Origin of the sequence: Pseudarthrobacter sp. H2 (assembly GCF_050157045.1) — a bacterium.
In the GTDB taxonomy this organism is placed as follows: domain Bacteria; phylum Actinomycetota; class Actinomycetes; order Actinomycetales; family Micrococcaceae; genus Arthrobacter.
Map to the genome: position 1 here is coordinate 952,491 of NZ_CP189594.1, position 25,428 is coordinate 977,918.

The following is a 25,428-nucleotide window of genomic DNA, read 5'->3' on the forward strand; positions in this document are numbered from 1 at the left end:
ACAGTAGCGGACGGACCCATCACCCGAGTGGCTGCCTTACGGGCGGGCGGTTGCCAGCGCCTCGTCCGCTTCTCCAAGCGGTGCAGCATCCGGGGCAGTGGACGCCCGGTGCCTGCGGACGAAGAAGGTGACGAGCCCACCCGCCAGCGCCACGGCGGCGAATACCACAAACGCCACATTGCTGGGTGCCTTGGCGCTGATCAGGAACCCGCCGGCCAGCGGCCCGACGATGCCGCCGAGGCGGCCGAAACCTGCGCACCAGGCGACGCCTGCCGCCCGTGCCGGCGTCGGGTAGTAGTTGGACACGAACCCGTACACGAGCACCTGGGTTCCCAGGCTGCCCACTCCGGCGAAAGCGACGGCGGTCAGCAGCACCGCGAACGGGAAGTCGACTGTCAGCAGGACCAGGGCGGCAGCTGCGATAACAAACGTCGTGGAAATAATGGCCCGGGGTCCGAACCTGTCTGCGCTCCGCGAAGCGACGAGGCCGCCGATCACGGCGCCGCCGTTCAGGGCCAGAAGGAATGTCAGCGAATAGGTCTTCCCGTAACCGTGCTGTCCCATGATTTCAGGGAGCCAGGTGTTCAGGCCGTAGGTGAGCAGCAGCCCGCAGAAGCTCATCAGGCCCAGCAGGATCGTGGGCGTGCGGTAGTTGCCGGAGGCGAGCGCCGCGAAACCGGCGAGCGGACGGCCGTCCTTTCTTGCCGCCGGCGGAGGCTGCTCTGAGGTACGGGAACGCGCGGACGTCGTGCCGGCGTCGGGCGTGCCGTCCTCCAGCGGAATACCGGTCTTGATCGAGAGCTGGAGGGCCTGCTCGGTGCGGCCGCGGGCAAGCAGCCACCGGGGAGACTCCGGCAGCTTCAGCAAGGCCAAGGGAAAGAGGATGACGAGGGGAAGCGCGCCGATGATGAAGAGGCCACGCCAATCTGTCACGCCGTTCAGCACAATGGCCAGCAGGGACGCGAGCAGTCCTCCGGCGGGCACACCCGAGTAGACAAGGGCATTGTAGAAGTTGCGCTTGCCGGCGGGGGCGAATTCCGCGACGACGGCGCCGGCCGTCGCGACGAGGGCACCGACGCCGATTCCGGTCAGGAAGCGCAGGAAGCCGAACGCCGGGATGCTGGTAGCCATGGACGTCAACGCCATGCCCACCGAAAACCAGACGATGTTGATGAGCATGAGCTTCCGGCGGCCGAGAAAGTCACCCACGGCGCCGGCGGTGAGCGCGCCGACCATGACGCCCATCAGGGCGTAGCTTCCCAGGACGCCGGCCTGGGCGGCGTCCAGGGAACCCAACTGGCTGGGGTCGCGCAGCAGGGACGGGACAACGGTTCCGTAGACGACGAGGTCGAAGCCGTCAAAGAGCAGCGCGGCGGCCGCGATGGCCATCACCCAGCGGACAGTTTTTTTGCGTGTTGCATCCATGGATGCGGGTAGAGCGTTCATAGGTGGCTCCGGTGCATTGGCCGCGTCATTGCGGCAGGGTGGGGTTGGGGGTTGAGCGGGGTGGGGTTGGGGTCGAGCGGGGGACGGGTATCGCCGGTAGTTGGACGTCCGCGGCGGCGGTTGCTCAGCCCAGGTCGCCGCCGGCGACGGCGAGGACGCTGCCGGTGATGTAGGAGGCCTCGTCGGAGGCGAGGAACGCGATGGGACCGGCCTGTTCTTCGAGGGTGCCGTACCGCTTCATGAGCGAGGAATCGAGGGTCTGGTCCACGATCTGCTGGTACCAGGCCTTTTCCGCGGCCCCTTCGGGCTGGGGGCCGCGGACCACCTGGCGGGGCGGAGCTTCCGTCCCGCCAGGTGCCGTGGCCACCACTCGGATCCCGTACGGCGCGGCCTCGAGGGCGAGGGCGGCGGTGATGGCTTTCACGCCGCCTTTGGCCGCCGCATAGGGAACCCGGTTGACGCCGCGCGTGGCGACCGAGGCGACATTGACGATCACGCCGCCCCGCCGGCTGATCATGTGCGGCAGGACCGCGCGACAGGTCCAGAGCGTCGGAAACAGGGAGCGCTGGATTTCCTTGCTGATTTCTTCGGGTTCGTAGTGTTCAAAGGGCTTGGCCCAGATGGTGCCGCCCACGTTGTTGATCAGGACGTCGATCCGGCCGTGCCGGGCCAGTGCCGCGTCGATGGCGGCGCTGGCCCCGTCATAGTGCTCAAGGTCCGCGGTGACGGCGAACGCGGATGCGCCGTCACCCGCAAGTTCGGCGGCGGTTTCATGGACCAGTTCGGCGCGGTCCACCAGGACCGTGTCTGCTCCTTCTGCCGCGACCCGCTCGGCAACGGCGCGGCCGATGCCCTGTGCCGCTCCCGTGACGACGACGACCTTGCCCTCAAATCTCTTCGGTGAGATGAACCGGCTCAATGGTTGTCCCCGGAGACCTCGGCGTAGGTGCGCTGGCCCTCGTGTTCCTCCACCGTTTCCTTGACCGAGCTGGTGGAGCCGACAGCGAAGCGTTCGTAGTAGAAATTCTCGGGGGTGATGCCCTGCTCTGCCCAATAGCCGCGGACGGCGTCCACCATGGCCGGAGGGCCGCAGAGGTAGACGTCCACGTCCCCGTCGTTGAGCATCGTCCCGGTGATGTGCTGGGTGACGTAGCCCTTTTTCTCCGCGGTGCTGTCCTTGTCGGCCACGCAGTAGTCGAACGTGAACTGGTCGATCACGCCGGCATAGTGCTCCAGCTTGTCCAGTTCGACAAGGTCCTTGTCGAAGGTCACGCCGTAGACCAGGTGGATCGGATGCAGGGGATGGCCTTGTGGGGTGGTGGCGATTGTTTCCAGCATGGACAGCAGGGGTGCGATGCCCGTGCCGCCTGCCAGCATCAGCACGGGACGCTTGACGTCCCGCAGGAAGAAGCTCCCCATCGGGCCGGTCAGTTCCAGCTCGTCCCCGACGGCGGCGCCGTCCTTCAGGTAGCCGGTCATGGCGCCGTCGGGGGCCGTGCGGATCAGGAATGCCAGCTCCTCCAGCGCCGGGCCGCTGCTGAAGGAGTAGGAACGGACGGCGTCCGTCCCGGGGACCGCGAGGTTCATGTACTGGCCGGGGAGGTACTGCAGCGTTCCGCGGTCCTCGATCCGCAGTGACAGCGCCGCGGTGTTGTCGGAGAGCCAGCGGAGATCCTGGACCGCCGCCTTGTAGGTCTTGGCAGTCACCTTGGCCATCTCGGACGTGCCCGAGATCTGCAGCACCAGATCGCTCTGGGGCGTCATCTGGCAGGGCAGGCAGAAGCCCTTCTCGGCCTCGTCCTCGGTGAGGGCCTCATCGATGTAATCGCCGCCGTCGTACGTGCCGGACTCGCAGAACGCCTTGCACGTCCCGCAGGCGCCGTCGCGGCAGTCGAAGGGGATGTTGATGCGGGACTTGTAGGCGGCGTCGGCCACGGTTTCATAGCCATTGACCGTGACGAAACTCGTCACGCCGTCTTCGAAGCTCAGGGCAACCTGATACGTCATGTGAATTGCTCTTTTCAGATGTGGTAGATGTCCACGATGTGGTGGATGTAGTCGTTCTTGAGGACGACTTTCTTCTTCGTGATGACCGGCTGCGTGCCGGAGAAGTCGATGGTGTAGAACGAGGTCCCGAAGTAGGGGTCGATGTTCTGGTAGCGGTAGTACAGGGTGAACCAGTTGAACCGGACATCCACGACGGCGCCGCGGGCCTCGACGATCTCGACGTTGGTGATGTTGTGCCCGGTGCGCGGTTCGGGCAGGCTGGTGGCGCTGGAGCGGTCGGTCTTGATGCGGAACACCCGGTCCTCGAGGCCGCCGCGGTTGGCGTAGTAGATCAGCGAGATTTCGCGCTGGGGGTCGCTGGTGAGCTGGTCGTCGTCGGCCCAGGCCGGCATCCAGAACTCGGCGTCCGGGTGGTAGCAGTCCAGCCAGCGGTCAAAGTCCCGGTCATCCAGGTACCGCGATTCGCGGTACAGGAACTGGCGGATATCTTCCAGGGTGGCCGGCGCTGCAGCGGCAGCGCCCTGGGCTCCGATGTTGATGGTCTCTGTCATGGTGTTCTCCTCAGGCTCGGTCGGGGCCTAGTTCTGTGCGGCGGCTTGGGCTTCTTCTTCGGCGTCTGCCGCCTTGCGCATGGCTTCCACCCAGTAGCCGTGGTGGACGCCGTACAGGCCTTCGTCCTCGGTCCGGGCGCCGCTGGAGATCGGCCTCAGCCCGATCTTGTCGGCGTTCTCGTTGGGGCCCTGGATCTGGTGCATCACTCCGCGGCTGAGGTCGTTCCACTTGGCGGCGGTGGCGAGGTAGGTTTTCTGGCAGGACCGGAACTCCTCGAGGTCATCCGGGGTGGCCATGCCGGAGGCGTTGAAGAAGTCCTCGTACTGGCGGATGCGGTTGGCGCGGTTCTCGTCGGACTCGCCCTTGGGGGCTATGCAGTAGATGGTGACCTCGGTCTTGTCCACGGAGATGGGGCGGAAGTGGCGGATCTGCGAGCCGAACTGGTCCATCAGGTACACATTGGGGTACAGGAGGAGGTTGCGGGAGATGTTGATCATCCAGTCCGCCTTGGCCTCCCCGTACTTCTCCACGAGTTCGTCGCGGCGGTCGAACAACGGACGGTTGCTGGGGTCCAGCCACTCGGTCCAGAGCAGCAGGTGGCCGTGCTCGAAGGAGTAGTAGCCGCCCTTCTGCTTGGCCCAGCCGCCCGCGTCCATGTTCTTGGTTTCATTGGCGGACTCGCCCGTCGTCCGGCGTGAGGTGGTGGCCGCGTAGTTCCAGTGCGTCGCGGAGACGTGGTAGCCGTCGGCGCCGTTCTCAGCCTGCAGCTTCCAGTTGCCGTCATAGGTGTAGGTGGACGCGCCGCGCAGCACCTCCAGGCCGTCGGGTGACTGGTCCACGATCATGTCGATGATCTTGGTGGATTCGCCCAGGTGTTCCTCCAGCGGCAGCACATCAGGGTTGATGCTGCCGAAGAGGAAACCGCGGTAGTTCTCAAACCGGGCCACCTTGGTGAGGTCGTGCGAGCCGTCCTTGTTGAACTGCTCCGGGTAGCCGGCGTCGCGGGGGTCCTTGACCTTGAGCAGCTTGCCGGTGTTGTTGAAGGTCCAGCCGTGGAACGGGCATGTGAAGGTGGTGCGGTTGTCCGTCTTGCGGCGGCACAGCATCGCGCCGCGGTGGCTGCAGGCGTTGATCAGGGCGTTGAGTCCGCCCTGTTTGTCGCGGGAGATGATGACCGGCTGGCGGCCGATGTAGGTGGTGAAGTAGTCACCGACGTTGGGGATCTGGCTGTCGTGCGCCAGGTACACCCAGTTGCCCTCGAAAATGTGCTTCATTTCGAGGTCAAACAGGTCTTCGTCGGTGAAGATGCTCCTGTTCGCGCGGAAGATGCCGTTTTCGTGATCCTCCACAAGGGCTTGGTCAAGCTGGGCGCGGATGCCCGCCAGGGTCTCGGTCATGTTGGCTCCTATCGGTTTCGGGCCTCGCTGCCCGGGGTGACGGGCTGCGTTGCCCGTGCGGACCGCCGAACGATCGGTCGGTCAATGGTGAGTGCCCTTAACTCTGCCAGAGGGTGGCGCGCGTCACACTAGGCATTTGCCTAGCCTCGCCTAGGCATCGATTCAGACTTTAGAAGTATGAAAGATGACAAATTCCCTATTTGTTGAATACTAAATACGGGCTCTACGCTGTTGAACCAACAACGAACCGAGACGCCACGCTGGCCGTCGGTGAACTGCGGAGCGAGGATTTCATCCGCTCGTCGATTCATTCCTCGTGATGCTCGAAGACAACAGGATCTTCATCGACGCGGGCTATTCCGAAGGGCTCCGGGCAACTGACGGCCCAATTGAACCAAACCCCGACCAGGTGCCGGCGCCGCAGCCGGCACCGCACCAAAGAAAGTGAGTCAAAGATGACAACCGAGCTAAGCGAATTCGACGCGAAAGCCGCAGAGTCCGGCAACCTCGCCACCGAACGCTTCCGCGAGAGCGGCAAGACCGAGGCGCTCGAGGTCCCCAAGGAGCGCGTGTCGCTGCTGGCCAACGAAGTCCTGGCCGCGGTCTTCGAGACGGTCCGCAAGCACAAGGTGAGCTATGACGAGTTCAACGCCTTGAAGGCGTGGCTGATCGGCGTGGGCGAGGACGGCGAATGGCCGCTGTTCCTTGACGTCTGGGTCGAGCACGTAATCGAAGAGGTCTCCACGGAAGACCGCGAAGGCAACAAGGGCACCATCGAGGGACCCTACTACGTGCCCGGTTCGCCGAGCCTCGAGACCCCGGCCATCCTGCCGATGCGTGCGGACGAAGGCGGCACACCCCTGCTGTTCCAGGGCCAGGTCCGCGCGGTTGACGGGACGCCGCTCGCCGGTGCGCACGTGGAAATCTGGCACGCCGACGACAACGGTTTCTATTCCCAGTACGCCCCGGGCCTGCCGGAGTGGAACCTCCGCGGCACCGTCGTGGCCGATGCACAGGGTAATTTCGCGCTGAACACCGTGCAGCCGGCCCCGTACCAGATCCCCACCGACGGTGCCTGCGGCAAGCTGATCGCGGCCGCCGGCTGGCACGCCTGGCGCCCGGCCCACCTGCACCTGAAGGTCTCCGCTTCCGGCCACCAGCTGCTCACCGCGCAGCTTTACTTCGAAGGCGACCAGCACCTGTCCGATGACATCGCCTCGGCGGTCAAGCCTGAGCTTGTCCTGCACCCGCAGGCCCGTGGGGATGCAGCCGGAAATGAAGTCACGTACGATTTCGTGCTGGACGCCGCCCGCGGCTGAGATCCCGCCACGCACCCGCACCTCACGGGGCCGGCCCGCCTGGTTTCCCAGGCGGGCCGGCCCCGTGTACGTTCCGGTTGGGCTCAGAAGATCCGCATCGTGTAGTTGACGCTGGGCAGGTCAAGGGCTGACCATTCGTTCTCCGAGCGGACGGGCGGGGTGTGGCCCCGTCCGTCGTTGCGCAGGCCTGAGATGGTGGCTGCTACGGCGGCGCTGATGAGGATGATGAGGGCAAATCCGATGAATTCCATGCCTCCATGGTTCTCCGCCCCGGACCCCAAAAAAAGTGGCAGAAATGCCCAAAAAGATCTAATTTCTGCCACAATGGATTCATGATCAAATCAGTAGCCATGATCGTGGTCCCCAACTTCTCGGTCTTCGAGTTCGGGACCGCATTTGAGGTGTTCGGCATCGACCGCTCGGCTCGGGGAAACGGCGTCCCCGCCTTCGATTTCCGGGTCTGCACCCCGGAGCCGGGCGATGTGCCGATGAAGTCGGGCCTGTCCATGCAGGTGGGACTTGGGCTGGAAGCCGCCGCGGACGCGGACCTTGTCATCATGGCTCCGTTCGGGCGGGATGAGGACGTCTCGGAGGCGGTCCTGGAGGTGCTCCGGGCGGCGCATGAGCGCGGGGCCTGGGTCATGTCCATCTGTTCCGGGGCTTTCGCCCTGGCGCGGGCAGGCCTGCTCGACGGCCGGCGTTGCACGACTCACTGGCACTACTCACAGGAGCTGGCGGCCAAGTACCCCGCGGCGCTGGTGGATGAAAATGTCCTCTACGTCCAGGACGGCCGCATCATCACGAGCGCGGGCACGGCCGCCGGCATCGACGCCTGCCTGCATCTGATCCGGGTGGAATTCGGGGCCAACGTAGCGGCAGGCATCGCCCGGGACATGGTGGTCCCCCCGCACCGGGACGGCGGCCAGGCACAGTACATCGACCGTCCCGTCCCGCCGTGCGGCTCGGAGCCCATGGAGAAACTGCTGCAATGGATGCTCGGCCATCTGGAGCAGGACCACCCGGTCAATGGGCTCGCGGCCCGCGTCCATATGTCGCCGCGGACCTTCGCGCGGCGCTTCCGGTCGGAAACGGGCGCAACACCGGCGGCCTGGCTCAATTCCCAGCGCGTGCTGCGGGCGCAGGAACTCCTGGAGACCACGGAGCTCAATATCGACGAAGTCGCCCGGGAATCCGGATTCGGCCACACGGTTCTCCTGCGGCACCACTTCACCAAGGCGCTGGACACCAGCCCGCAGTCCTACCGGCGCACCTTCCGGGGGCATCTGGCCCCCGTCTGAGCCTTGCCCCGGCTATTGCGCCGGCCCCGCTTCAGTAGTGTCCGACGGCGGGTTGTCGGGCCACCCGCCGGGGGCCCGCGCCGATTCGGCGGCCGCCTTGGCATGCTCGACCAGGTCCCGCCACGGCCCCGTCAGGGCCTGTTCCGGGAGGGTCGCCCGGCGCTGCCCGGCGCGGATGCTGTAGGTGAAGCGGTCGGCCTGGCCGGGGGACACGGCCCGGCCCGGCGGCGGAAGGGTGTCCCAGGGGCACGCCTCAATGAGGGGCTGCCAGCAGTCGTTGTCGTCCGGCGGCGCCGTCTGGACCGCCCAGGTTCGCGTCATCCCGGCAAACCCGCCGCTGCGCTCGACAGTTATTTTCATGAGCCTGTGATCTCCATCCGGCGGTGATTCCCATGGAATGGATGCCGTGCCTGGCCGCCCTCGGCCGCCGGCGCGGCGGGCCGGCGGCAACCCGGTCAGAGCCTTACCTTCACAGTTTCCCACGCCGACCGCACGGCGTCATGCTCCGCGGATCCTGCCCCGAAGAGTTCCCTGGCCGAGGCCGCCGTGGCCCGGGCAAAGGCGCCGAACGTGGCGTTCGGCTTCAACGTTCCGCCGGTCAGCGTCTCGTACCAGATCCTGGCCGGCGCGTCCCAGGCGTTGCCGCCAAGAGCCAGGGCAACCAGGCAGAACGCACGGTTCGGGATGCCCGAATTGATGTGCACGCCCCCGTTGTCGGAGCTCGTGCGCACATAGGAATCCATCGTGTCCGGCTGCGGGTCCTTGCCGAGGACGTCGTCGTCGTAGGCGGTCCCCGGCGCCTTCATGGAACGCAGCGCGGCGCCCTGGACCTGGTCCGTGAACAGTCCCTCACCGATCATCCAGCTCGCCTCGGTGGTGGACTGCTGCTTCGCGTACTGCTCCACGAGTGCCCCGAAGACGTCGGACAGCGACTCATTGAGGGCGCCGGCCTGGTTCCGGTAGACCAGGCCTCCCGAATACTGGGTGACGCCGTGGGCGAGCTCGTGGCCGATCACACTCAGGGACTTCGTGAACCGTTGAAATATCTGGCCGTCGCCGTCGCCGAAGACCATCTGCTGGCCGTCCCAGAAGGCGTTGTCATAGCGTTCGCCGTAGTGGACTGTGGCATCGAGCGGGAGTCCGTTGCCGTCGATGGAGTTGCGGCCGAAGGCCTCCGCGTAAAGCCTGTGGGTGTCTCCCAGCCCGTCGTAGGCCTCATCGGCGGCGACGTCGCCGGTGGGCGGTTTCCCTTCCCTGCGGACCAAACTGCCCGGTAGGTTCTCCAGGGACTTGGCATCGTAGATGGTTCGCTCGGGTGGCCCCGGCTTCAGTTCGCGCATGCCCGGGGAAACAGCCGGTGATGGCACGGCGCGGGACGCCTGGAAGCTCTCGACGTGCCGCAGGGCCTTCCTGGCAGCCTCGGCAGCCTCGAGGAGATGCGGCCTGTCCTGCGCTGCCAGCCGGCGCAACATGTATGGAGGGACGATGGAACAGTACATATGAGACCCCTTGGTACTCCGGCGGGGCACGGGGCGGTGCGGCGGCCGATCCGGAGTCCAGCCGGCCGCCGGCCGCCCGTAACTCCGCTGCCGATGGGGACAGCCTACGAGGGGCGGGCGACGATTTGCAGGAGATGGTTCCGGCGGGGCGCGGCTTCTTCCCTCCGGCTAGCTGGTGACCTTGAGCCCGGTGTCCCAGTTGAAGTCGGCGAATTCCGGGTTTGCCTGCATGGTCATGAGGACGAACTGGAAGCCCTCGAGTTCACGGGCGCGCTTGAGTGGTCCCACTACCAGGGGACGCATGCCGCCGGCGGCCACGAAGCTGCTCACGGAAGCGTTGGCTGCAGCATCGTCACCGGCGATGAAGACATCCAGCGGCAGTCCGTTGGATTCGCCCGCCACGAGGGTCCCGGCGAAGGTGGTGTTGAAGGCCTTGACCACGGGCGCATCGGCGGGCGCGAGCCGGGCGATGTCCTCGGCTGCCGAGTTGCCCGGTTCAACTACGAGGGAATCAAAGGTCTCGAAATTTACCGGGTTGGTGATGTCCACGATGGTCTTGCCCGACAGTGCGTCCCCGTACGCGGTCACGATGGACTTGGCGGCCTCGAACGGGACGGCCAGGGCGACGATCGATCCCTGGGGGGCTTCGGCGGTGGTGCCTGCAAGGACGCCGCTGCCCAGTTCGCTGGCCAGGGCCTTCGCCTTGGCTGCGTCCTGGCCCAGGATCTGGACCGTCCGGCCGCCGGCGAGGGCGCGGGTCGCAATGCCACGGGCCATGTTGCCGTTGCCGATGATGGTGATGTTAGTCATGGGGGACTTCTTTCCAAAGAGGCGGGCGAGGAAGCTATTCATCAGATCTGTTCTTCCGGGAAGGGGTAAAAACCTTTACTTGAAACTACAACTAATATAAGGCCCCAGTAGTTGAAGTGTCAAGTAATCCTGGTTTCCCGGCGGAACCTGCCGGATTGAATCTCCGGTCCTGCTCCGGCGCGGCGAATCTTGGGTACCGTGGGACTCACGGGGGAACGGGGCGGGGGAGCCACAGCGGAGCTCAGGGAAGGACCCACGTTGCTCACAGTGATCATCGCTTTTGTTGCGAACGCCGCGGTCGCCGGTGCAAAAACCGTTGCCGCCCTCATCACAGGCTCCGCTTCCATGACGGCGGAGGCCGCGCATTCCTGGGCGGACACGGGCAACCAGGTCTTCCTGTTCATCGCCGAACGGAAGTCCCGCAGGAAACGGGACGCGGCCCATCCCATGGGCTACGGCCGCGAAGCCTACGTCTGGTCCATGTTCGCCGCCTTCGGGCTGTTCACCGCCGGCGCCGTCGTGTCGGTCATGCACGGGATCCAGGAGCTGGTGTCTCCGGAGCCGGCCGGCGACTTCGCGGTCGCGTATATCGTCCTGGCTGGTGCCTTCGTCCTGGAGGGGATCTCGTTCGCACAGGCGTTCCGGCAGACCAGGAAGGCCGCGCGCAGCCTCGAGCGCCATACTCTGGAGCAGGTCCTCATCGGCTCCGATCCGACGCTGCGCGCCGTTTTTGCCGAGGATGCGGCAGCCCTGATCGGCCTGGTGATTGCCTTTGCCGGCGTCGGGCTGCATCAGCTCACGGGATCGCCGGTGCCGGACGCCGTCGGCTCCATCGTCGTGGGCGCCCTGCTGGCGGTCATCGCGGTGGTGCTCATCGACCGGAACCGGCGTTTCCTCGTGGGGCAGGGCGTCACCGCGGACATCGAGAAGTCCATCGCCGCGCGGGTCCTGGAGCACCATGAGATAGAGCGCCTCACCTATCTGCACCTCGAATTTGTGGGGCCGCGCAAGCTCTACCTCGTCGCGGCGGTGGACCTGAAGGGCGACCGCCCCGAACACGACGTCGCCGTTGCGCTGCGCCGGATTGAACGTGAGCTTGAGGACCACGAGACGGTCGAGGAAGCGGTGCTGACCCTCGCGACCCCCGATGAGCCCAGTCTGGGCTTCGGCCGCGAGGAAGCCGCGCCGGTCGCCGAAGCCTGAAGCCCGGAATGCGGAAAACCCCGAATGCAGAAAACCCCGAATGCAGAAAACCCCGAATGCAGAAAACCCCGCCGTTTCACTGAAACGGCGGGGTTTTTCTTGTGCCCTCGATTGGAATCGAACCAACGACCTTCTGCTCCGGAGGCAGACGCTCTATCCCCTGAGCTACGAGGGCAGTCAGGGATCCTGCCGTTACCGGCGGGACGTCCTAGAGCTTAGCAGGAAGGTGGCCTCCAAGGGAAAATCGGCGCGCCGCAGGCGCCACCTCCGGTTCCGGCAGCCGCACTCAGTAGCCGGCGAAGGAGTCCAGGCGGACCCGCCGCGCCCCGGCGCTGCGTGCCGCGGAGCGGAGGGAACGGACGCTGGCCGGTGACCCGGAGATGAAAACCTCCCGGCCGGCGATGTCCGGTACGAGCTCCTTCAGCGCCGCCCCGTCCAGCCGGCCCGGTCCCGCCGCCCCGGCATCCTGCATGAACGACGGCGGTGCGGAGCCGTCCGCGAGCCGGGCCAGGACGCGCGCGCCGGAGCGTTCCAGCTGCTCGGCGTAGGCGAGTTCGGCGGCGCTCCTTGCAAGGTAGAGCAGGACGACGTCGCGGTCCCGTGCTGCGCCTGCGGCAAGCTGCGCCAGGAAGGGCGTGATGCCGATTCCGGCGGCGATCAGCAGCACGGGCGCCTGGGCCCGGGGCAGCACGAAGTCGCCGCCCACCGTCGTGGCCGTCAGCTCGTCGCCCGGCGCCAGGGCCAGGAGCGAGCGTTTGGCCGAGGAAACGGGCTCGACCGTTCCCACGCCAATCGTCACGAGCCCGGCGCCCGGGGCGCTGGTCAGGCTGAAGACGCGGCGCCGGCCCTTGCCGTCGGCCCGGCCGAGCGCCCTGCCGTGCGGCAGGTGCAGCTCCATGTACTGGCCGGCGCTGAACCGGACGGGACGCGCCGGCCGGAAGCTGAATTCCGTCGTCGTCGGGGTCAACGCACGCGAGCCCTCGAAGCGGAGCCGGATCCCGCCGCGCTGCCCGGCGGCGAAGGCGAGCAGGTTCCCCACGAGCAGCGCCAGCTCGGGTGAATTGGCCACGAAGCCCACGTTGTAGGGGACGGCGAACAGCAGCCCGACGACGGCGGCCAGCGCCAGCTGCTGCCACCGGCGCGGCGGCAGCGTCAGCGGCTCGGTGAGCATGAACCCCACGAAGAACAGCACCTGACGCTGGGCCAGCGGCTGCCACAGCGCCTCGCCCGGCCCGAAGCCGCCCTGCAGCAGCTCCGTGGCCACGATGGACACGGCGACCACGGTGAAGACGGCCGCCATCAGCAGTTTCCGGAGCCGGTAGAGCACCAGCAGCACTCCCGGCACCAGGAGCCAGAGCATGGCCGGCGTGGCGGCCCACCAGGTCGCGATGTTGAACCCGGTCAGCCCGGTGATGAACGCCCCGGCCGCAGCCGGGTTGAAGATGTGGCGGCCACGCCAGGCCAGGGCGTATTTCGAGGCGGAGGCCAGCACGCAGGCCAGCGCCACGCCGGCAAGGTCCGGCCACTGCACCCCCGCGGCCAGCTGCGTGGGCCAGAACAGGAAGTACAGCAGCAGGCCCGTGATCAGGGACGACTCGGTGTGCGGGCGGACGTGGAACAGGGCCGCCAGCGCCCGGTTGGAGGCGTAGGTCAGCCCCAGGCACAGCGCCAGGTGCGCGATCATCTCCGGCAGCCCGAAGGTCAGCCAGCCCAGCACGTTCAGCAGCAGGCTGTAGCCGGCCAGCACGGCCAGGACCCAGAGCACCTGGCGGTACATCGTGAACCTGCCCAGGGCGGTGTCCAGCCTCGAGCCGATGGGAGTGGAGACAAGTGTGGTCATCAGAACAGCGCCCCTTCAAGATCCGTGGAATACTCCGCGTGCCCGTCCGAGTAGACGGTAAGCCAGGAGAAATCGAACTCCCGCCGCAGCCGGGCACCGTCAACAAAAAACAGGGCGGTGGCGAGCGCGTCGGCCACCGCCGCGCTCGCCGCCAGGGCCCAGCTGGCGACGACGGTGCGCACCGGGGCGCCCGTGGTGCCGTCCAGCACGTGATGGAGCCCGTCGCCCCAGGCCCGCCGGTTGGCGGCCGAGGCGCACAGGGCGCCCGCGCCCAGCGGGATGATTCCGATCGCCCGGCCGGGATCGTAGGGATGTTCCAGCGCGACCTCGACCGGAGCACGCGCGGTGTCCAGGCCAGGGGCCGGGCCGGAGTTCAGCAGGTCCCCGCTGGCATCGATGAAGTGCTCCCCGATGCCGCAGGAGTTGAGCACGGCCGAGAGCAGATCGGCCAGCTGCCCCTTTCCGGCGGCCCCGATGTCGATCCCCACCGGCTCCGCGGTGGTCAGGACGGTGCCCTGCCAGTCCAGCACCTCTTCCCACCGCGGGGCGGGCAGCGGGGGACCCTCCGGCCGCAGCCGGTACCCGGCGCCGTAGCCGAGCCGCTCCAGGCTGGTGCCGATCAGCGGGGTCATCGCCCCGCCGCTGAGCCGGTACAGGCTCTGGTACAGCGGCCCCAGGACGGCGGCTTCGGCAGGAAGTTCATAGCGGCCGGGGGTCCTGGCGGCGCCGGCCACGAGGGAGTCGGGCCGGAAGCGGGACCACGCGGCGTCGTAGGCCTCCACTGCGTCAAGCAGCCGACGGCGGTGCGCGCCGGACAGCGGGGACGGCGTGGAGACCTCCCAGCGGGTCCCGATCCCCTCGAAACTGAATTCCGTCCAGCCCGGATGCGGCACGTGAACTCCCTTTTTGAGTGCGTTTAAGTGGCGTTTAAGTGCGTTTGCGGTGCGCTTGGGTTGCGTTTGTGGTGCCCTGCGGGGTCCGGGCTATTGCGCCTGGGACTTGATCTTGGTCACGGCCGCATTGAAGCCGCCGCTGGTAAGGGAGGATCCGGCGACCTTGGAGACATTGATCTCGTCGAGCTTCTTGCCGACGATCTGGGACTTGATTCCGCCGGCGAACTCGCCCTGGAACTTCTTCGTGTTCGGGTTGGAGGGGTGGGCGGTGATCTTGACGTCGGACACCGCTCCGCCGGCCACCGTCAGCTCCACGCCCACGGTCTCCGTGCCGTTGGGGGAGACGTAGTTGCCGTCGGCGCTGTAGGTGCCGTCCTTGTAGGCGGCGGCAGCGGCCGGCGCGGCGCCCTGCGCCGAGGTGGCGTTCGGGGCCGGCGTGGCGCCCTGCGCCGCCGGGGTCTGCGCCGGGGCGCAGCCGGCCGCCGTCCCGGCCAGGGACAGGCCGGCGATGCCGACGAGGACGCTCTTGCGGAAGGAGGTGTTCATGCAGGGACTCGATTCGTTGGCACGACGGTTTGGCAGAGGGTAAGGATCGAAGGGCGGCAGCGACCCGGGGAAGCTACCCATGACAACGTTGACTTCAGCGTAATGGTTCACCGTGTAACCCGGCTTGGAAAACGTGCGGGTTGTCCCCGCTGTCAGCGGGGCCCGTCATGACAGGAGCCAATTCCGCGACACCGCGGCCCACCGGTAGGCTGGAACTGTGACCCCAGAAGAACTCTCCCTCGCCATATCCGCCTGCCTGAAAGACGCCGTCGCCGCCGGTGACATCGCCCTTTCCCCCTCCGACATCCCGGATGAGGTGCGGGTCGAGCGGCCGAAGAACAGGGAGCACGGCGATTGGGCCACCAACATCGCCCTCCAGCTGGCGAAGGCCGCGGGCACCAACCCGCGGGAGCTTGCCTCCATCCTCAGCGCCCGGCTGAAGACGATCGCCGGCGTGTCCGCCGTCGACATCGCCGGCCCCGGCTTCCTGAACATCACGGTGGACGCCGCGGCCGCGGGCGCACTGGCCAAGGCGATCGTCGAGGCCGGCGCGGCGTACGGCACCAACTCCGCGCTCGCCGGCCACGTGGTCAACATGGAATTCGTCTCCGCCAACCCCACCGGGCCGCTGCACATCGGCCACACCCGCTGGGCGGCCCTGGGCGACGCGATCGCCCGCGTGCTCCGGGCCTCCGGCGCGGACGTCACGGCGGAGTACTACATCAACGACGCCGGGTCCCAGATGAACGTCTTCGCCCACTCCGTGCTGTCCAGGCTGCATGGCCGCGGGGTCCCCGAGGGCGGCTACCCGGGCGAATACATCGGGGACCTGGGCCATGAAGTGCTGGTCCGGCACCCGGACATCCGCGAGCTCACCGACGTCGCGGCGCTGCCGGTGATCCGCGGCGCGGCCTACAAGGCGCAGATGCACGACATCAAGAAGACCCTCGCCGAATTCGGCGTCGCCTTCGACGTCTACTTCTCCGAACAGGAACTCCACGACGCCGGCGCGATCGAGGACGCCGTCGCCCGCCTCCGCGAGCAGGGCCACGTCTACGACGACGGCGGCGCCGTCTGGCTGCGGACCACCGACTTCGGCGACGACAAGGACCGCGTGATGATCCGCGCGAACGGCGAACCGACGTACTTCGCCGCCGACGCCGCCTACTACCTGTCCAAGAAGGACCGCGGCTACACGGAAAAGATCTACCTCCTCGGCGCCGACCACCACGGCTACATCAACCGGCTCAAGGCCATCGCCGCCGCCGCCGGCGACGATCCCGAGGTCAACATCGAGGTCCTGATCGGCCAGCTGGTCTCGGTCAACGGCGCCAAGCTGTCCAAGCGCGCCGGCAACATCATCGAGCTCAAGGACCTCATCGACTGGCTGGGCAAGGACGCCGTGCGCTACTCCCTGGCGCGCTTCCCGGCGGATTCGCCGCTGACGCTGGACCCCGAGCTGCTGAAGAAGCACAGCAACGAGAACCCCGTGTTCTATGTCCAGTACGCCCACGCCCGCTCCCGCGGAACGGCCCGCAACGCGGTGGCCGCCGGCGTAGAGCGCCGTGTTGACGGCAGAGACAGCTTCGACGCCTCCCTGCTGGCGGACGCGACGGAGAACGAGCTGCTGTCCTACCTCGGCAGCTACCCCTCGATCGTGGCCAAGGCCGCCGAACTGCGCGAGCCGCACCGGATCGCCCGGCACCTGGAGGTCATCGCCGGCGCCTACCACCGCTGGTACGACGCCTGCCGGGTGGCGCCCCTCGGCGAGGAACCCGTCACCGACCTCAACCGCACCCGGCTGTGGCTCAACGACGCCACGAGCCAGGTGCTGGCCAACGGGCTGGAACTGCTGGGCGTTTCGGCGCCGGAACGGATGTAACCACCATGACCGCGAACGCGAACAACGCAGCCGGAGCCGCCTCCCCGCTGGCCCCGGACTGGCTGCAGGTCCCCGCGGACCTGAACGCGCTGCACGAGCCCCTGTGGGCGGACGGCGTCGGACGGAACGACGGCGGCGAACTCGCCATCGACGGCATCCCGGTCAGTGAACTGCAGCGCGAGTACGGCACGCCGCTGTTCGTGATGAGCGAGACGGACTTCCGGGCCCGCGCGCGCGCCTTCACCGATGCCTTCAACGATGCCTTCGCGGACATCTGCGGGGGAGTGGACGTCTACTACGCCGGCAAGTCCTTCCTCTGCACCACCGTCGTCCGGTGGGTGGAGGAAGAAGGGCTGCGCCTGGACACCGCCTCCGGCGGGGAACTCGCCATCGCGGCCCGCGCCGGGATTCCCGGCGCCGACGTCGCGCTGCACGGCAACAACAAGTCCGACGCCGAAATCCACCGGGCCCTGGACATGCAGCTGGGCCGGATCGTCGTCGACAGCCTGCCCGAACTGGAGCGCGTCGCCGCGATCGCCGCCGGCCGCGGCGAGACCGCCAGGGTCATGCTGCGGCTGACCCCCGGCGTGCACGCCCACACCCATGAGTTCATCGCCACGGCGCACGAGGACCAGAAGTTCGGCCTCTCGATGGCGCTCGACTCCACCGGACAGGCCGGGCTGTCAGCGGCCGAGGAGGCCGTCGCCGCGGCGGCGGGCTACCCGGGGATCGAACTGCTGGGCCTGCACTGCCACATCGGCTCGCAGATCTTCGAGCCGGACGGGTTCGCCGTTGCCGCCGCGAAGCTGCTGGACTTCCTCGCCGCCATGCAGGAAAAATACTCCATCGTCCTGCCGGAACTGGACCTGGGCGGCGGCTACGGCATCGCCTACACCCCCGCGGACACCCCGCGCCCGGCCGCCGAGATCGCACAGGCGATGGCCGCCGTCGTCCGCACCAAATGCGCGGAGCTGGGCATCACCGCCCCGCGGATATCGATCGAACCGGGACGCGCGATCGTGGGCAGCACCACCTTCACGCTCTATGAGGTGGGCACCCTCAAGACGGTGCGCGTCGACGTGCCCCCCGCCCTCGTGGAGGATACTGCGGAGGACACCGTGGGGGACACCACGGGGGATACTGTTGGGGATGCGGCCGCGGAAAACGTTACGCATCCGCGCCGGTATGTGTCGGTGGACGGGGGCATGAGCGACAACCCCCGTCCCGTGCTGTACGACGCGGATTATTCCGCCGTCCTGGCCTCCCGGACGTCCGCCGCGGCCCCGCAGCTGTCCCGAGTGGTGGGCAAACATTGCGAGAGCGGCGACATAGTTGTTAGAGATGTATATCTGCCCGAGGACGTGGCAGCCGGTGATCTGCTCGCTGTACCGGGAACCGGCGCCTACTGCTGGGCCCTGTCAAGCAACTACAACTATCTGGCCCGGCCGGGCGTTGTCGCTGTGCGCGATGGATCCTCCCGGCTCATTGTCCGCGGGGAAACCGAACAAGACCTGCTCAACCGCGACATGGGAGTCTGAATGACCGAATTGCGAACCCTGAAAGTAGCCCTGCTGGGCTGTGGCAACGTCGGGTCCCAGGTTGCGCGGATCCTCCTGGAGGACGCCGGCATGCTGGCGGACCGCGCCGGCGCCCGCCTCGAGCTGAGCGGCATCGCCGTGCGCAACCTTGATGCCCCCCGCGACGTCGAGCTGCCGCACGAGCTGTTCACCACCGACGCCGAGACCCTGGTCAAGGGCGCCGACCTCGTGATCGAGCTGATGGGCGGCATTGAACCCGCCCGGACCCTGATCCTCACCGCGATGCGGAACGGGGCCTGCGTGGTCACCGGCAACAAGGCGCTGCTGGCCCAGGACGGCCCGACCCTCCACGAGGAAGCGGACAAGGCCGGCGTGCAGCTGTCCTACGAGGCTGCCGTGGCCGGCGCCATCCCCATCCTGCGGCCCATCCGGGACAGCCTGTCCGGCGACCGGATCACCCGCGTGCTGGGCATCGTCAACGGCACCACGAACTTCATCCTGGACCAGATGGACTCCACCGGCGCCCAGTTCGCCGACGCCCTGGCCGAGGCCCAGCGCCTCGGCTACGCCGAGGCGGACCCCACGGCCGACGTCGAAGGCCACGACGCCGCCTCGAAGGCGGCCATCCTCGCCTCGCTGTCCTTCCACACCCGTTTCGCGCTGGAGGACGTGTACTGCGAAGGCATCAGCTCGGTCAGCGCCGCCGACATCGCCGCCGCGAAGGACGCCGGGTTCGTCATCAAACTGCTGGCGATCGCCGAGGAGCTGGAGGACACAGGCGGTAACACCGGCGTCTCCGTCCGCGTCCACCCGACCCTGCTCCCGCGGGAACACCCCATGGCGGCGGTCCGCGGCGCGTTCAACGCTGTCTTCATCGAGGCCGAAAACGCCGGCGAGCTGATGTTCTACGGCCAGGGTGCCGGCGGCACCCCGACCGCCTCGGCCGTGATGGGCGATCTCGTCTCGGCAGCCCGCAGCATCGTGCTCGACTGCCCGGGCCGGACCGAAACCACCACCGGGCAGGTCCCCGCGCTCCCCATCGGCGCAGCCATGACGAGCTACTACATCGGCCTCGACGTCGCGGACCAGCCCGGCGTCCTGGCCAGGATCGCCCAGCTCTTCGCGGAGCACGGCGTCTCCATCGAAATCATGCGGCAGACCATCCACCGCGATGCCGGTTCCAAGGTGGAATCGGCCGAACTGCGGATCGTCACACACCGTGCACGCGAGGCTGCACTCGCAGCAACCGTCGAGGCCGTCAAGGGCCTGGACGTCATCAATTCCGTTACATCCGTACTGCGGGTAGAAGGAGTCTAAGTGGCTCACCAATGGCGCGGAGTCATCCGCGAATACGCCGAACGCCTGCCTGTCACCGAGGCCACGAAGGTCATCACCCTCGGCGAGGGCGGCACCCCGCTGGTGCACGCCAGGCACCTCTCCGAGCTGACCGGGAGCGCCGTCTACCTCAAGGTCGAAGGCATGAACCCGACAGGCTCCTTCAAGGACCGCGGCATGACCATGGCCATGACCGCCGCCGTCGCCGCCGGAGCCAAGGCCGTGGTGTGCGCCTCCACCGGAAACACCTCGGCCTCCGCCGCGGCCTACGCGACGTCGGCGGGCCTGCAGTGCGCGGTGCTCGTGCCCGAGGGCAAGATTTCCATGGGCAAGCTCAGCCAGGCTGTCGCGCACGGCGCCACGCTGCTGCAGGTCGACGGCAACTTCGACGACTGCCTCGAGATCGCCCGCAAGCTGGCGGAGTCCTACCCGGTGTTCCTCGTCAACTCGGTCAACCCGGCGCGCATCGAGGGGCAGAAGACCGGCGCATTCGAGGTGGTCGACTCGCTCGGGGACGCCCCCGACTTCCATGTGCTCCCGGTCGGCAACGCCGGCAACATCAGCGCGTACTGGAAGGGCTACAAGGAGTACGCCGCGCCGTTCGAGTCCGCCACCGCCGGAACGCTGCCGGCAGTGTCCACGAAGACGCCGGTCATGTGGGGCTTCCAGGCCGCCGGGGCGGCACCGTTCGTCGCAGGCCACCCCATCACCGAACCGGACACCATCGCGACGGCCATCAGGATCGGCAACCCCGCCTCCTGGGACACCGCCGTGGCGGCCCGGGACGAGTCCGGCGGCGTCATCGAAGCCGTGACGGACGAGGAGATCCTGTCCGCGCACCGCTGGCTCTCCGCCCGCGAAGGCGTCTTCGTGGAGCCGGGCTCCGCCGCCGGCGTCGCGGGACTGATCAAGAAGCACGCGGCCGGGGAGGTGCCCGCTGGAAAGACCATCGTCATCACGGTGACGGGCCACGGGCTCAAGGACCCGCAGTGGGCCCTGCGCACCCTGGACGGCAGTGAAGTGCAGCCCGTCAAGGTCTCCAACGACGTCGTGACCGTTGCTGCCGCCCTGGGACTGGAAGAAAAATAACCTTGGAAACCACGCTCAAAGTCCCGGCCGATTCCGCTGCCGCCTGGCCGGCAGTCCTGTCCGGGCAGCTGGTGACCGTCCGCGTGCCGGCCACCAGCGCCAACCTGGGGCCCGGCTACGACAGCCTCGGACTGGCACTCTCGCTGCATGACACCCTCACGGTGGAAACCCTGGCCGGCGGCGAGCTCGAATTCGAACTCAGCGGCGAAGGCGCGGAATCCCTGCCGCGCGACGCGAGCCACCTTGTGGTCAAGGCCATCACCGAGGCCCTGCACCGGCTCGGTTTCCGGCACGAGGGCCTGCGGATCACGGCCGACAACGTCAACCCGCACGGCCGGGGCCTGGGCTCATCGGCCTCGGCAGTGGTCGCGGCCGTGACTGCCGCGAATGCGCTGGTTCCGGACGCGGCCCGGCGCGGCACGGACTGGATCCTGCAGCTCACTTCCGAGATGGAAGGCCACCCGGACAACGTCGCACCCGCCATCTTCGGCGGACTGGCGCTGTCATGGCAGGACAGTGACCAGTACAGGAGCACGTGCGCGACGGTGGTTGGCTCCGTCATTCCCGTCGTCGCCGTGCCTGATTTCGAGCTGTCCACCGAAGCCGCGCGCGCCCTGCTCCCTGCCTCCGTGGGCCACCACGCCGCCGCGATGAACTCCGGCCGCGCCGCCCTGCTGATCCACGCGCTGACCAGCAGGCCGGAGTTCCTGCTGCCCGGCACCGAAGACTACCTGCACCAGAGCTACCGCGCCGACGCGATGCGGCCCAGCGCGCAGCTGATCGCCGCGCTGCGGGCTGCGGGGCACGCCGCCGTCGTCTCCGGTGCCGGTCCCACCGTCCTGGTGCTCGCCGCCGGGGAAGCGGAAGCCGCAGCGGTGGTCGATTTCATCGGCTCCCACACCGCCCGCAACACGCCGGAGGTGGGCTGGCGCGTGATGAAGCTGGCCGTGGACGTCGAAGGTGCTAAAGTGGAAGTGCACCGGCGGTAATCACGCAGGCGGTAAATCAGTAACCGTTATAAGACCGCGATGTTGGCCAAGTTGCCTTTCTCATCTTTCACTGCGCAATCGTCTTCGGTGCCACCTGCTTTCGGTCTGACGCAGGAATCAGCAGAATTACTCTGCATCCCCTGAAATGTCAGCCCGCCGCTCCTCACTTTCGGAACGTGGCCGGTGTTGCAGTATCCGGCCCTGCTGGCCAATATCCAGCCGGCATGGCCGAAATCCCGGCTGCAGATCTGAACTGCAGCCCAGATCAAATCATCGCGTCCAGCTCCTAGTCTGGACGCCGTCGAGGGGGAAGGATCCTTCGTGACCGAAACCACTGAGCTGTCTTCAGCTGTGGAAATATCATCTTCTGCTGCCGGATCGTCAACGGCCGCACCCGCCAAGAGCAGCGGCCTTGCAGGCCTCAAGCTCGCCCAGCTCCAGGCTCTTGCCAGCCAGCTGGGTATTTCCGGCGGTTCCCGCATGCGCAAGGGTGATCTGGTCTCGGCCATTTCCGCCCACCGTGCGGGCACCCCGGTAAGCAAGGCTCCCGCCCGCGCTGCCGGAAAGGCGAGCGAGAGCGCCTCCGTTCCGCAGGCAGCCGTTCCGGCCGCCGCTGCGGTGGCCACCGCCGTGGACGGCGACGGCCAGGTCCAGGAAAGCCCCCGGGCCCGTGGCCGCGGCCGCAGCCGGCGTGCGGGCAGCGACGGGGTCATCACCACGCCCGCCGCCGAGGCTCCTGCCGTAGAGGCACCCGCCGCTTCCGCTGAAACCGGCGCTGATTCCGGCACTGCCGGTACCGTCACCGAAGGCGCCGACCGCACCCGCCAGCCGCGGACCCGCAACCGCCGCCGCGGCGAGGCCGCGCAGGAGAATGCAGCGCAGGAAGCTTCAGCCCAGGAAACTGCGGCCCAGGCCGAGCCTGCGGTCGAGAAGCGTGCGGAAAACCGTGCGGCCGAGCCACCACAGGCAGAGCAGCGCACTGCCGAGCGCACTGAACAGCGCACTGCCGAGCAGGGCACTGACGAAGGCGCCCAGCGTGGGGACCGCCGCGAGAACACCCGCACCCGCGGTGGCCGCGACAGCGCGGAAACCCGCGAAACCCGCGAAACCCGCGAAACCCGCGAAACCCGCGAAACCCGCGACAATGACGACGACGGCGGCAGCCGCCGGAACCGCCGGAACCGCCGCGACCGCAACGACCGTCCGGGCCAGCAGGACAGCCGCGACAACTCCTCACGCGGCGACTCGCGCAATGACCGCTTCCGCGACCGCAACGAACGCCGCCGGGGACGCGTCCAGGGTCCCGACGTCGACGACGTCGAGGTCACCGACGACGATGTCCTGCTGCCCGTCGCCGGCATCCTGGACGTGCTGGAGAACTACGCGTTCATCCGCACCTCCGGCTACCTGCCGGGCCCGAACGACGTGTACGTGTCCCTCGCCCAGGTCAAGAAGCACAACCTGCGCAAGGGCGACGCCGTCGTCGGCGCCATCCGTGCTCCGCGTGACGGCGAAGCCCAGCAAGCGAATCAGCAGCAGTCCGCCCGCCAGAAGTTCAACGCCCTGGTCCGTGTCACTTCGGTCAACGGCAAGAACCCCGACGAACTCAAGGACCGCGTCGAGTTCTCGAAGCTCGTCCCGCTGTACCCCTCCGAGCGCCTGCGCCTCGAGACGGACCCCAAGAAGATCGGCCCCCGCGTCATCGACCTGGTTGCCCCGATCGGCAAGGGCCAGCGCGGCCTGATCGTCTCGCCGCCGAAGGCCGGCAAGACGCTCATCCTGCAGTCCATCGCCAACGCCATCACCACCAACAATCCCGAGGTCCACCTCATGATGGTGCTCGTTGACGAACGTCCTGAAGAAGTGACGGACATGCAGCGCACCGTCAAGGGCGAGGTCATTGCCTCTACCTTCGACCGTCCCGCCGACGACCACACCACCGTGGCCGAACTTTCCATCGAGCGTGCCAAGCGCCTCGTGGAAATGGGCATGGACGTCGTGGTGCTCCTGGACTCGATGACCCGCCTGGGCCGCGCCTACAACCTGGCGGCACCGGCCTCCGGCCGCATCCTCTCCGGTGGCGTGGACTCCGCGGCGCTGTACCCGCCGAAGCGCTTCTTCGGGGCAGCCCGCAACATCGAAAACGGCGGCTCGCTGACCATCCTGGCCACCGCGCTCGTGGAGACCGGTTCCAAGATGGACGAGGTCATCTTCGAAGAGTTCAAGGGCACCGGCAACATGGAACTGCGCCTGTCCCGCCAGCTCGCGGACAAGCGCATCTTCCCTGCCGTGGACGTCAACGCGTCCGGTACCCGCCGCGAGGAAAACCTGCTGTCCCCCGAGGAAGTCAAGATCATGTGGAAGCTGCGCCGCGTCCTCTCCGGACTCGAAACGCAGCAGAGCCTTGAGCTGCTGACCAACAAGATCCGGGAGACCGGAAGCAACGTCGAGTTCCTCATGCAGGTGCAGAAGACGACGCTTGGCGCGAAGTCCGATAACGACAAGTAGCGTCGCGTAACCGCTCGAAAATTGGCGGCCACTCCCTGGCCGCCAATTTTTCGAGCGGTTGCTGGTTTAACCGCATCCGCTGCTTCAAAAGCAACGCGGGGTCACATAGAGCCCATGAGGGCCGTTGGAATGGGCGGTAAGTGACCCCGCGTTGCAGTTACTAGACTTGTAAGAGTCGAAAGAGGTTTTGAAAATGTTTGAGTCCGTACAGGGCCTGTTGGATGAGCATGATTCCATCCAGGCGCAGCTGGGGGATCCTGCTGTCTATGCTGACCAGAAGGTGGCCCGGAAGCTGGGGCGGCGTTCGGCGCAGCTGAACGGGATCGTGGAGGCTTACCACCGCTGGCACGGGATCGAGGATGACCTGGCGGCCGCCAGGGAGATGGCTGCCGAGGACCCTGAGTTCGCCGCGGAGGTGCCCGAGCTGGAGGCCGCGCTGGAGACGGCCGCGGCGAAGCTGCGCCGGCTGCTGATCCCGCGCGACCCGGACGATGCCCGCAACGTGATCCTCGAGGTCAAGGGCGGCGAGGGCGGCGACGAGGCTGCCCTGTTCGCCGCGGACCTGCTGCGCATGTATGCCCGCTACGCCGAATCCCGCGGCTGGAAGACCGAAATCATCTCGGCCAACGAATCGGACCTGGGCGGGTACAAGGACGTCCAGATGGCTGTCAAGGGCAGCTCAAACGACCCCGCCGAGGGCGTCTACGCCCGGCTCAAGTTCGAAGGCGGGGTGCACCGCGTGCAGCGGGTCCCCGTGACGGAATCCCAGGGCCGCATCCACACCTCCGCTGCCGGCGTGCTGGTCCTGCCCGAGGTGGACGAGCCCGAAGAGCTCGACATCAACCAGAACGACCTCAAGATCGACGTCTACCGTTCCTCGGGCCCCGGCGGCCAGTCCGTCAACACGACCGACTCTGCCGTCCGCATCACCCACCTTCCCACCGGAATCGTGGTGGCCATGCAGAACGAGAAATCCCAGCTGCAGAACCGTGAGGCCGGCATGCGCGTGCTGCGCGCCCGCATCCTGGCGCACCAGCAGGAGCTGATCGACGCCGAAAACTCGGCCCAGCGCAAGTCGCAGATCCGCACCATGGACCGCTCGGAACGGATCCGCACCTACAACTACCCGGAAAACCGGATCGCGGACCACCGCACCGGCTACAAGGCGTACAACCTGGACCAGGTCATGAACGGCGACCTGGAACCGGTGATCCAGTCGGCCATCGAGATGGACGAACAGTCCCGCCTCGACGCCATCGGCGAGTAGCCGGAAGCTG

General features: G+C 67.4%; 22 protein-coding genes and 1 tRNA gene. 10 read left to right on the forward strand and 13 right to left on the reverse strand.

The window, feature by feature from the left end; translation table 11 throughout:
* Positions 1-36: 36 nt before the first annotated feature.
* The 5 genes from ACQCSZ_RS04440 to benA form a co-directional block, all read right to left on the reverse strand.
* Positions 37-1,446 (reverse strand): MFS transporter, encoded by a 1,410-nt coding sequence (locus ACQCSZ_RS04440; RefSeq protein ID WP_427006872.1) that lies wholly within the window; start codon positions 1,444-1,446, stop codon positions 37-39.
* Between the two features lie 124 nt (positions 1,447-1,570).
* Entirely contained in the window at positions 1,571-2,365 is a 795-nt protein-coding gene (locus tag ACQCSZ_RS04445) for a 1,6-dihydroxycyclohexa-2,4-diene-1-carboxylate dehydrogenase (protein WP_427006873.1), read from the reverse strand.
* Entirely contained in the window at positions 2,362-3,453 is a 1,092-nt protein-coding gene (gene benC, locus ACQCSZ_RS04450; RefSeq protein WP_427006874.1) for a benzoate 1,2-dioxygenase electron transfer component BenC, read from the reverse strand. Before benC ends, ACQCSZ_RS04445 begins: the two co-directional genes overlap by 4 nt.
* Positions 3,454-3,467: 14 nt before the next feature.
* Complete coding sequence (gene benB / locus ACQCSZ_RS04455) at positions 3,468-4,004, reverse strand: benzoate 1,2-dioxygenase small subunit (protein ID WP_427006875.1); 537 nt, start codon at positions 4,002-4,004, stop codon at positions 3,468-3,470.
* 27 nt (positions 4,005-4,031) lie between these two features.
* The gene (benA, locus tag ACQCSZ_RS04460; protein ID WP_427006876.1) at positions 4,032-5,402 is read right to left on the reverse strand and encodes a benzoate 1,2-dioxygenase large subunit; all 1,371 of its coding nucleotides are present in this window, start codon (positions 5,400-5,402) and stop codon (positions 4,032-4,034) included.
* Between the two features lie 455 nt (positions 5,403-5,857).
* Between benA and catA the strand changes: the two genes are divergently transcribed.
* Positions 5,858-6,721: a catechol 1,2-dioxygenase gene (catA, locus tag ACQCSZ_RS04465; RefSeq protein WP_427006877.1), complete on the forward strand. Its 864-nt coding sequence runs from the start codon at positions 5,858-5,860 to the stop codon at positions 6,719-6,721.
* A gap of 83 nt (positions 6,722-6,804) precedes the next feature.
* Here catA and ACQCSZ_RS04470 read toward each other — a convergent pair whose 3' ends face one another.
* A complete protein-coding gene (locus ACQCSZ_RS04470; RefSeq protein ID WP_427006878.1) occupies positions 6,805-6,972 on the reverse strand; it encodes a hypothetical protein in 168 nt (55 codons plus the stop codon).
* A gap of 81 nt (positions 6,973-7,053) precedes the next feature.
* Here ACQCSZ_RS04470 and ACQCSZ_RS04475 point away from each other — a divergent pair, with 81 nt between their 5' ends.
* Positions 7,054-8,019, forward strand: a complete 966-nt coding sequence (locus ACQCSZ_RS04475; protein WP_427006879.1) for a GlxA family transcriptional regulator — start codon at positions 7,054-7,056, stop codon at positions 8,017-8,019.
* Between the two features lie 12 nt (positions 8,020-8,031).
* Here the strand turns inward: ACQCSZ_RS04475 and ACQCSZ_RS04480 are convergent, their stop codons facing one another.
* The 3 genes from ACQCSZ_RS04480 to ACQCSZ_RS04490 all read right to left on the reverse strand — a co-directional run bounded on the left by ACQCSZ_RS04480 (position 8,032) and on the right by ACQCSZ_RS04490 (position 10,328).
* Complete coding sequence (locus tag ACQCSZ_RS04480; protein ID WP_427006880.1) at positions 8,032-8,379, reverse strand: protealysin inhibitor emfourin; 348 nt, start codon at positions 8,377-8,379, stop codon at positions 8,032-8,034.
* Positions 8,380-8,474: 95 nt separating this feature from the next.
* On the reverse strand, positions 8,475-9,518 hold the full coding sequence (locus tag ACQCSZ_RS04485; RefSeq protein ID WP_427006881.1) for a M4 family metallopeptidase: 1,044 nt from the start codon (positions 9,516-9,518) through the stop codon (positions 8,475-8,477).
* Between the two features lie 168 nt (positions 9,519-9,686).
* Positions 9,687-10,328 carry an NADPH-dependent F420 reductase gene (locus ACQCSZ_RS04490; RefSeq protein ID WP_427006882.1) on the reverse strand — a complete coding sequence of 214 codons (642 nt, stop codon included), beginning with the start codon at positions 10,326-10,328 and terminating at the stop codon, positions 9,687-9,689.
* Between the two features lie 258 nt (positions 10,329-10,586).
* On the opposite strand from ACQCSZ_RS04490, the gene ACQCSZ_RS04495 reads away from it, so the two are divergent.
* Entirely contained in the window at positions 10,587-11,531 is a 945-nt protein-coding gene (locus ACQCSZ_RS04495) for a cation diffusion facilitator family transporter (RefSeq protein ID WP_427006883.1), read from the forward strand.
* Between the two features lie 102 nt (positions 11,532-11,633).
* Here the strand turns inward: ACQCSZ_RS04495 and ACQCSZ_RS04500 are convergent.
* From ACQCSZ_RS04500 to ACQCSZ_RS04515, 4 genes are all read right to left on the reverse strand, one after another.
* Positions 11,634-11,706 (reverse strand) — tRNA-Arg (locus ACQCSZ_RS04500).
* 111 nt (positions 11,707-11,817) lie between these two features.
* Complete coding sequence (locus ACQCSZ_RS04505) at positions 11,818-13,371, reverse strand: ferredoxin--NADP reductase (RefSeq protein ID WP_427006884.1); 1,554 nt, start codon at positions 13,369-13,371, stop codon at positions 11,818-11,820.
* Positions 13,371-14,264, reverse strand: coding sequence for an FAD:protein FMN transferase (locus ACQCSZ_RS04510; RefSeq protein ID WP_427006885.1), 894 nt, complete (start codon positions 14,262-14,264; stop codon positions 13,371-13,373). Before ACQCSZ_RS04510 ends, ACQCSZ_RS04505 begins: the two co-directional genes overlap by 1 nt.
* A 90-nt stretch (positions 14,265-14,354) precedes the next feature.
* Positions 14,355-14,810: an FMN-binding protein gene (locus tag ACQCSZ_RS04515; RefSeq protein ID WP_427006886.1), complete on the reverse strand. Its 456-nt coding sequence runs from the start codon at positions 14,808-14,810 to the stop codon at positions 14,355-14,357.
* Positions 14,811-15,027: 217 nt separating this feature from the next.
* On the opposite strand from ACQCSZ_RS04515, the gene argS reads away from it, so the two are divergent.
* The 7 genes from argS (at position 15,028) to prfA (ending at position 25,418) form a co-directional block, all read left to right on the forward strand.
* Positions 15,028-16,692, forward strand: a complete 1,665-nt coding sequence (argS, locus tag ACQCSZ_RS04520; protein ID WP_427006887.1) for an arginine--tRNA ligase — start codon at positions 15,028-15,030, stop codon at positions 16,690-16,692.
* 5 nt (positions 16,693-16,697) lie between these two features.
* Positions 16,698-18,230, forward strand: a complete 1,533-nt coding sequence (locus ACQCSZ_RS04525; RefSeq protein WP_427006888.1) for a diaminopimelate decarboxylase family protein — start codon at positions 16,698-16,700, stop codon at positions 18,228-18,230.
* A complete protein-coding gene (locus tag ACQCSZ_RS04530) occupies positions 18,231-19,547 on the forward strand; it encodes a homoserine dehydrogenase (RefSeq protein WP_427006889.1) in 1,317 nt (438 codons plus the stop codon).
* A complete protein-coding gene (gene thrC, locus ACQCSZ_RS04535) occupies positions 19,548-20,654 on the forward strand; it encodes a threonine synthase (RefSeq protein ID WP_427006890.1) in 1,107 nt (368 codons plus the stop codon). It abuts the gene before it with no gap.
* 2 nt (positions 20,655-20,656) lie between these two features.
* Positions 20,657-21,643: a homoserine kinase gene (gene thrB / locus ACQCSZ_RS04540; protein WP_427006891.1), complete on the forward strand. Its 987-nt coding sequence runs from the start codon at positions 20,657-20,659 to the stop codon at positions 21,641-21,643.
* Between the two features lie 321 nt (positions 21,644-21,964).
* The gene (gene rho / locus ACQCSZ_RS04545) at positions 21,965-24,151 is read left to right on the forward strand and encodes a transcription termination factor Rho (protein WP_427006892.1); all 2,187 of its coding nucleotides are present in this window, start codon (positions 21,965-21,967) and stop codon (positions 24,149-24,151) included.
* A gap of 193 nt (positions 24,152-24,344) precedes the next feature.
* Positions 24,345-25,418 (forward strand): peptide chain release factor 1, encoded by a 1,074-nt coding sequence (prfA, locus tag ACQCSZ_RS04550; RefSeq protein WP_427006893.1) that lies wholly within the window; start codon positions 24,345-24,347, stop codon positions 25,416-25,418.
* The last annotated feature ends 10 nt before the right edge of the window (positions 25,419-25,428 follow it).

Bases quoted from the DNA above. Each gene is read 5' to 3' on its own strand.
- ACQCSZ_RS04440 (WP_427006872.1), bottom strand. From the start codon at position 1,446: ATGAACGCTCTACCCGCATCCATGGATGCAACACGCAAAAAAACTGTC.
- benC (WP_427006874.1), bottom strand. From the start codon at position 3,453: ATGACGTATCAGGTTGCCCTGAGCTTCGAAGACGGCGTGACGAGTTTC.
- benB (WP_427006875.1), bottom strand. From the start codon at position 4,004: ATGACAGAGACCATCAACATCGGAGCCCAGGGCGCTGCCGCTGCAGCG.
- benA (WP_427006876.1), bottom strand. From the start codon at position 5,402: ATGACCGAGACCCTGGCGGGCATCCGCGCCCAGCTTGACCAAGCCCTT.
- catA (WP_427006877.1), top strand. From the start codon at position 5,858: ATGACAACCGAGCTAAGCGAATTCGACGCGAAAGCCGCAGAGTCCGGC.
- ACQCSZ_RS04470 (WP_427006878.1), bottom strand. From the start codon at position 6,972: ATGGAATTCATCGGATTTGCCCTCATCATCCTCATCAGCGCCGCCGTA.
- ACQCSZ_RS04475 (WP_427006879.1), top strand. From the start codon at position 7,054: ATGATCAAATCAGTAGCCATGATCGTGGTCCCCAACTTCTCGGTCTTC.
- ACQCSZ_RS04480 (WP_427006880.1), bottom strand. From the start codon at position 8,379: ATGAAAATAACTGTCGAGCGCAGCGGCGGGTTTGCCGGGATGACGCGA.
- ACQCSZ_RS04485 (WP_427006881.1), bottom strand. From the start codon at position 9,518: ATGTACTGTTCCATCGTCCCTCCATACATGTTGCGCCGGCTGGCAGCG.
- ACQCSZ_RS04490 (WP_427006882.1), bottom strand. From the start codon at position 10,328: ATGACTAACATCACCATCATCGGCAACGGCAACATGGCCCGTGGCATT.
- ACQCSZ_RS04505 (WP_427006884.1), bottom strand. From the start codon at position 13,371: ATGACCACACTTGTCTCCACTCCCATCGGCTCGAGGCTGGACACCGCC.
- ACQCSZ_RS04515 (WP_427006886.1), bottom strand. From the start codon at position 14,810: ATGAACACCTCCTTCCGCAAGAGCGTCCTCGTCGGCATCGCCGGCCTG.
- ACQCSZ_RS04525 (WP_427006888.1), top strand. From the start codon at position 16,698: ATGACCGCGAACGCGAACAACGCAGCCGGAGCCGCCTCCCCGCTGGCC.
- ACQCSZ_RS04530 (WP_427006889.1), top strand. From the start codon at position 18,231: ATGACCGAATTGCGAACCCTGAAAGTAGCCCTGCTGGGCTGTGGCAAC.
- prfA (WP_427006893.1), top strand. From the start codon at position 24,345: ATGTTTGAGTCCGTACAGGGCCTGTTGGATGAGCATGATTCCATCCAG.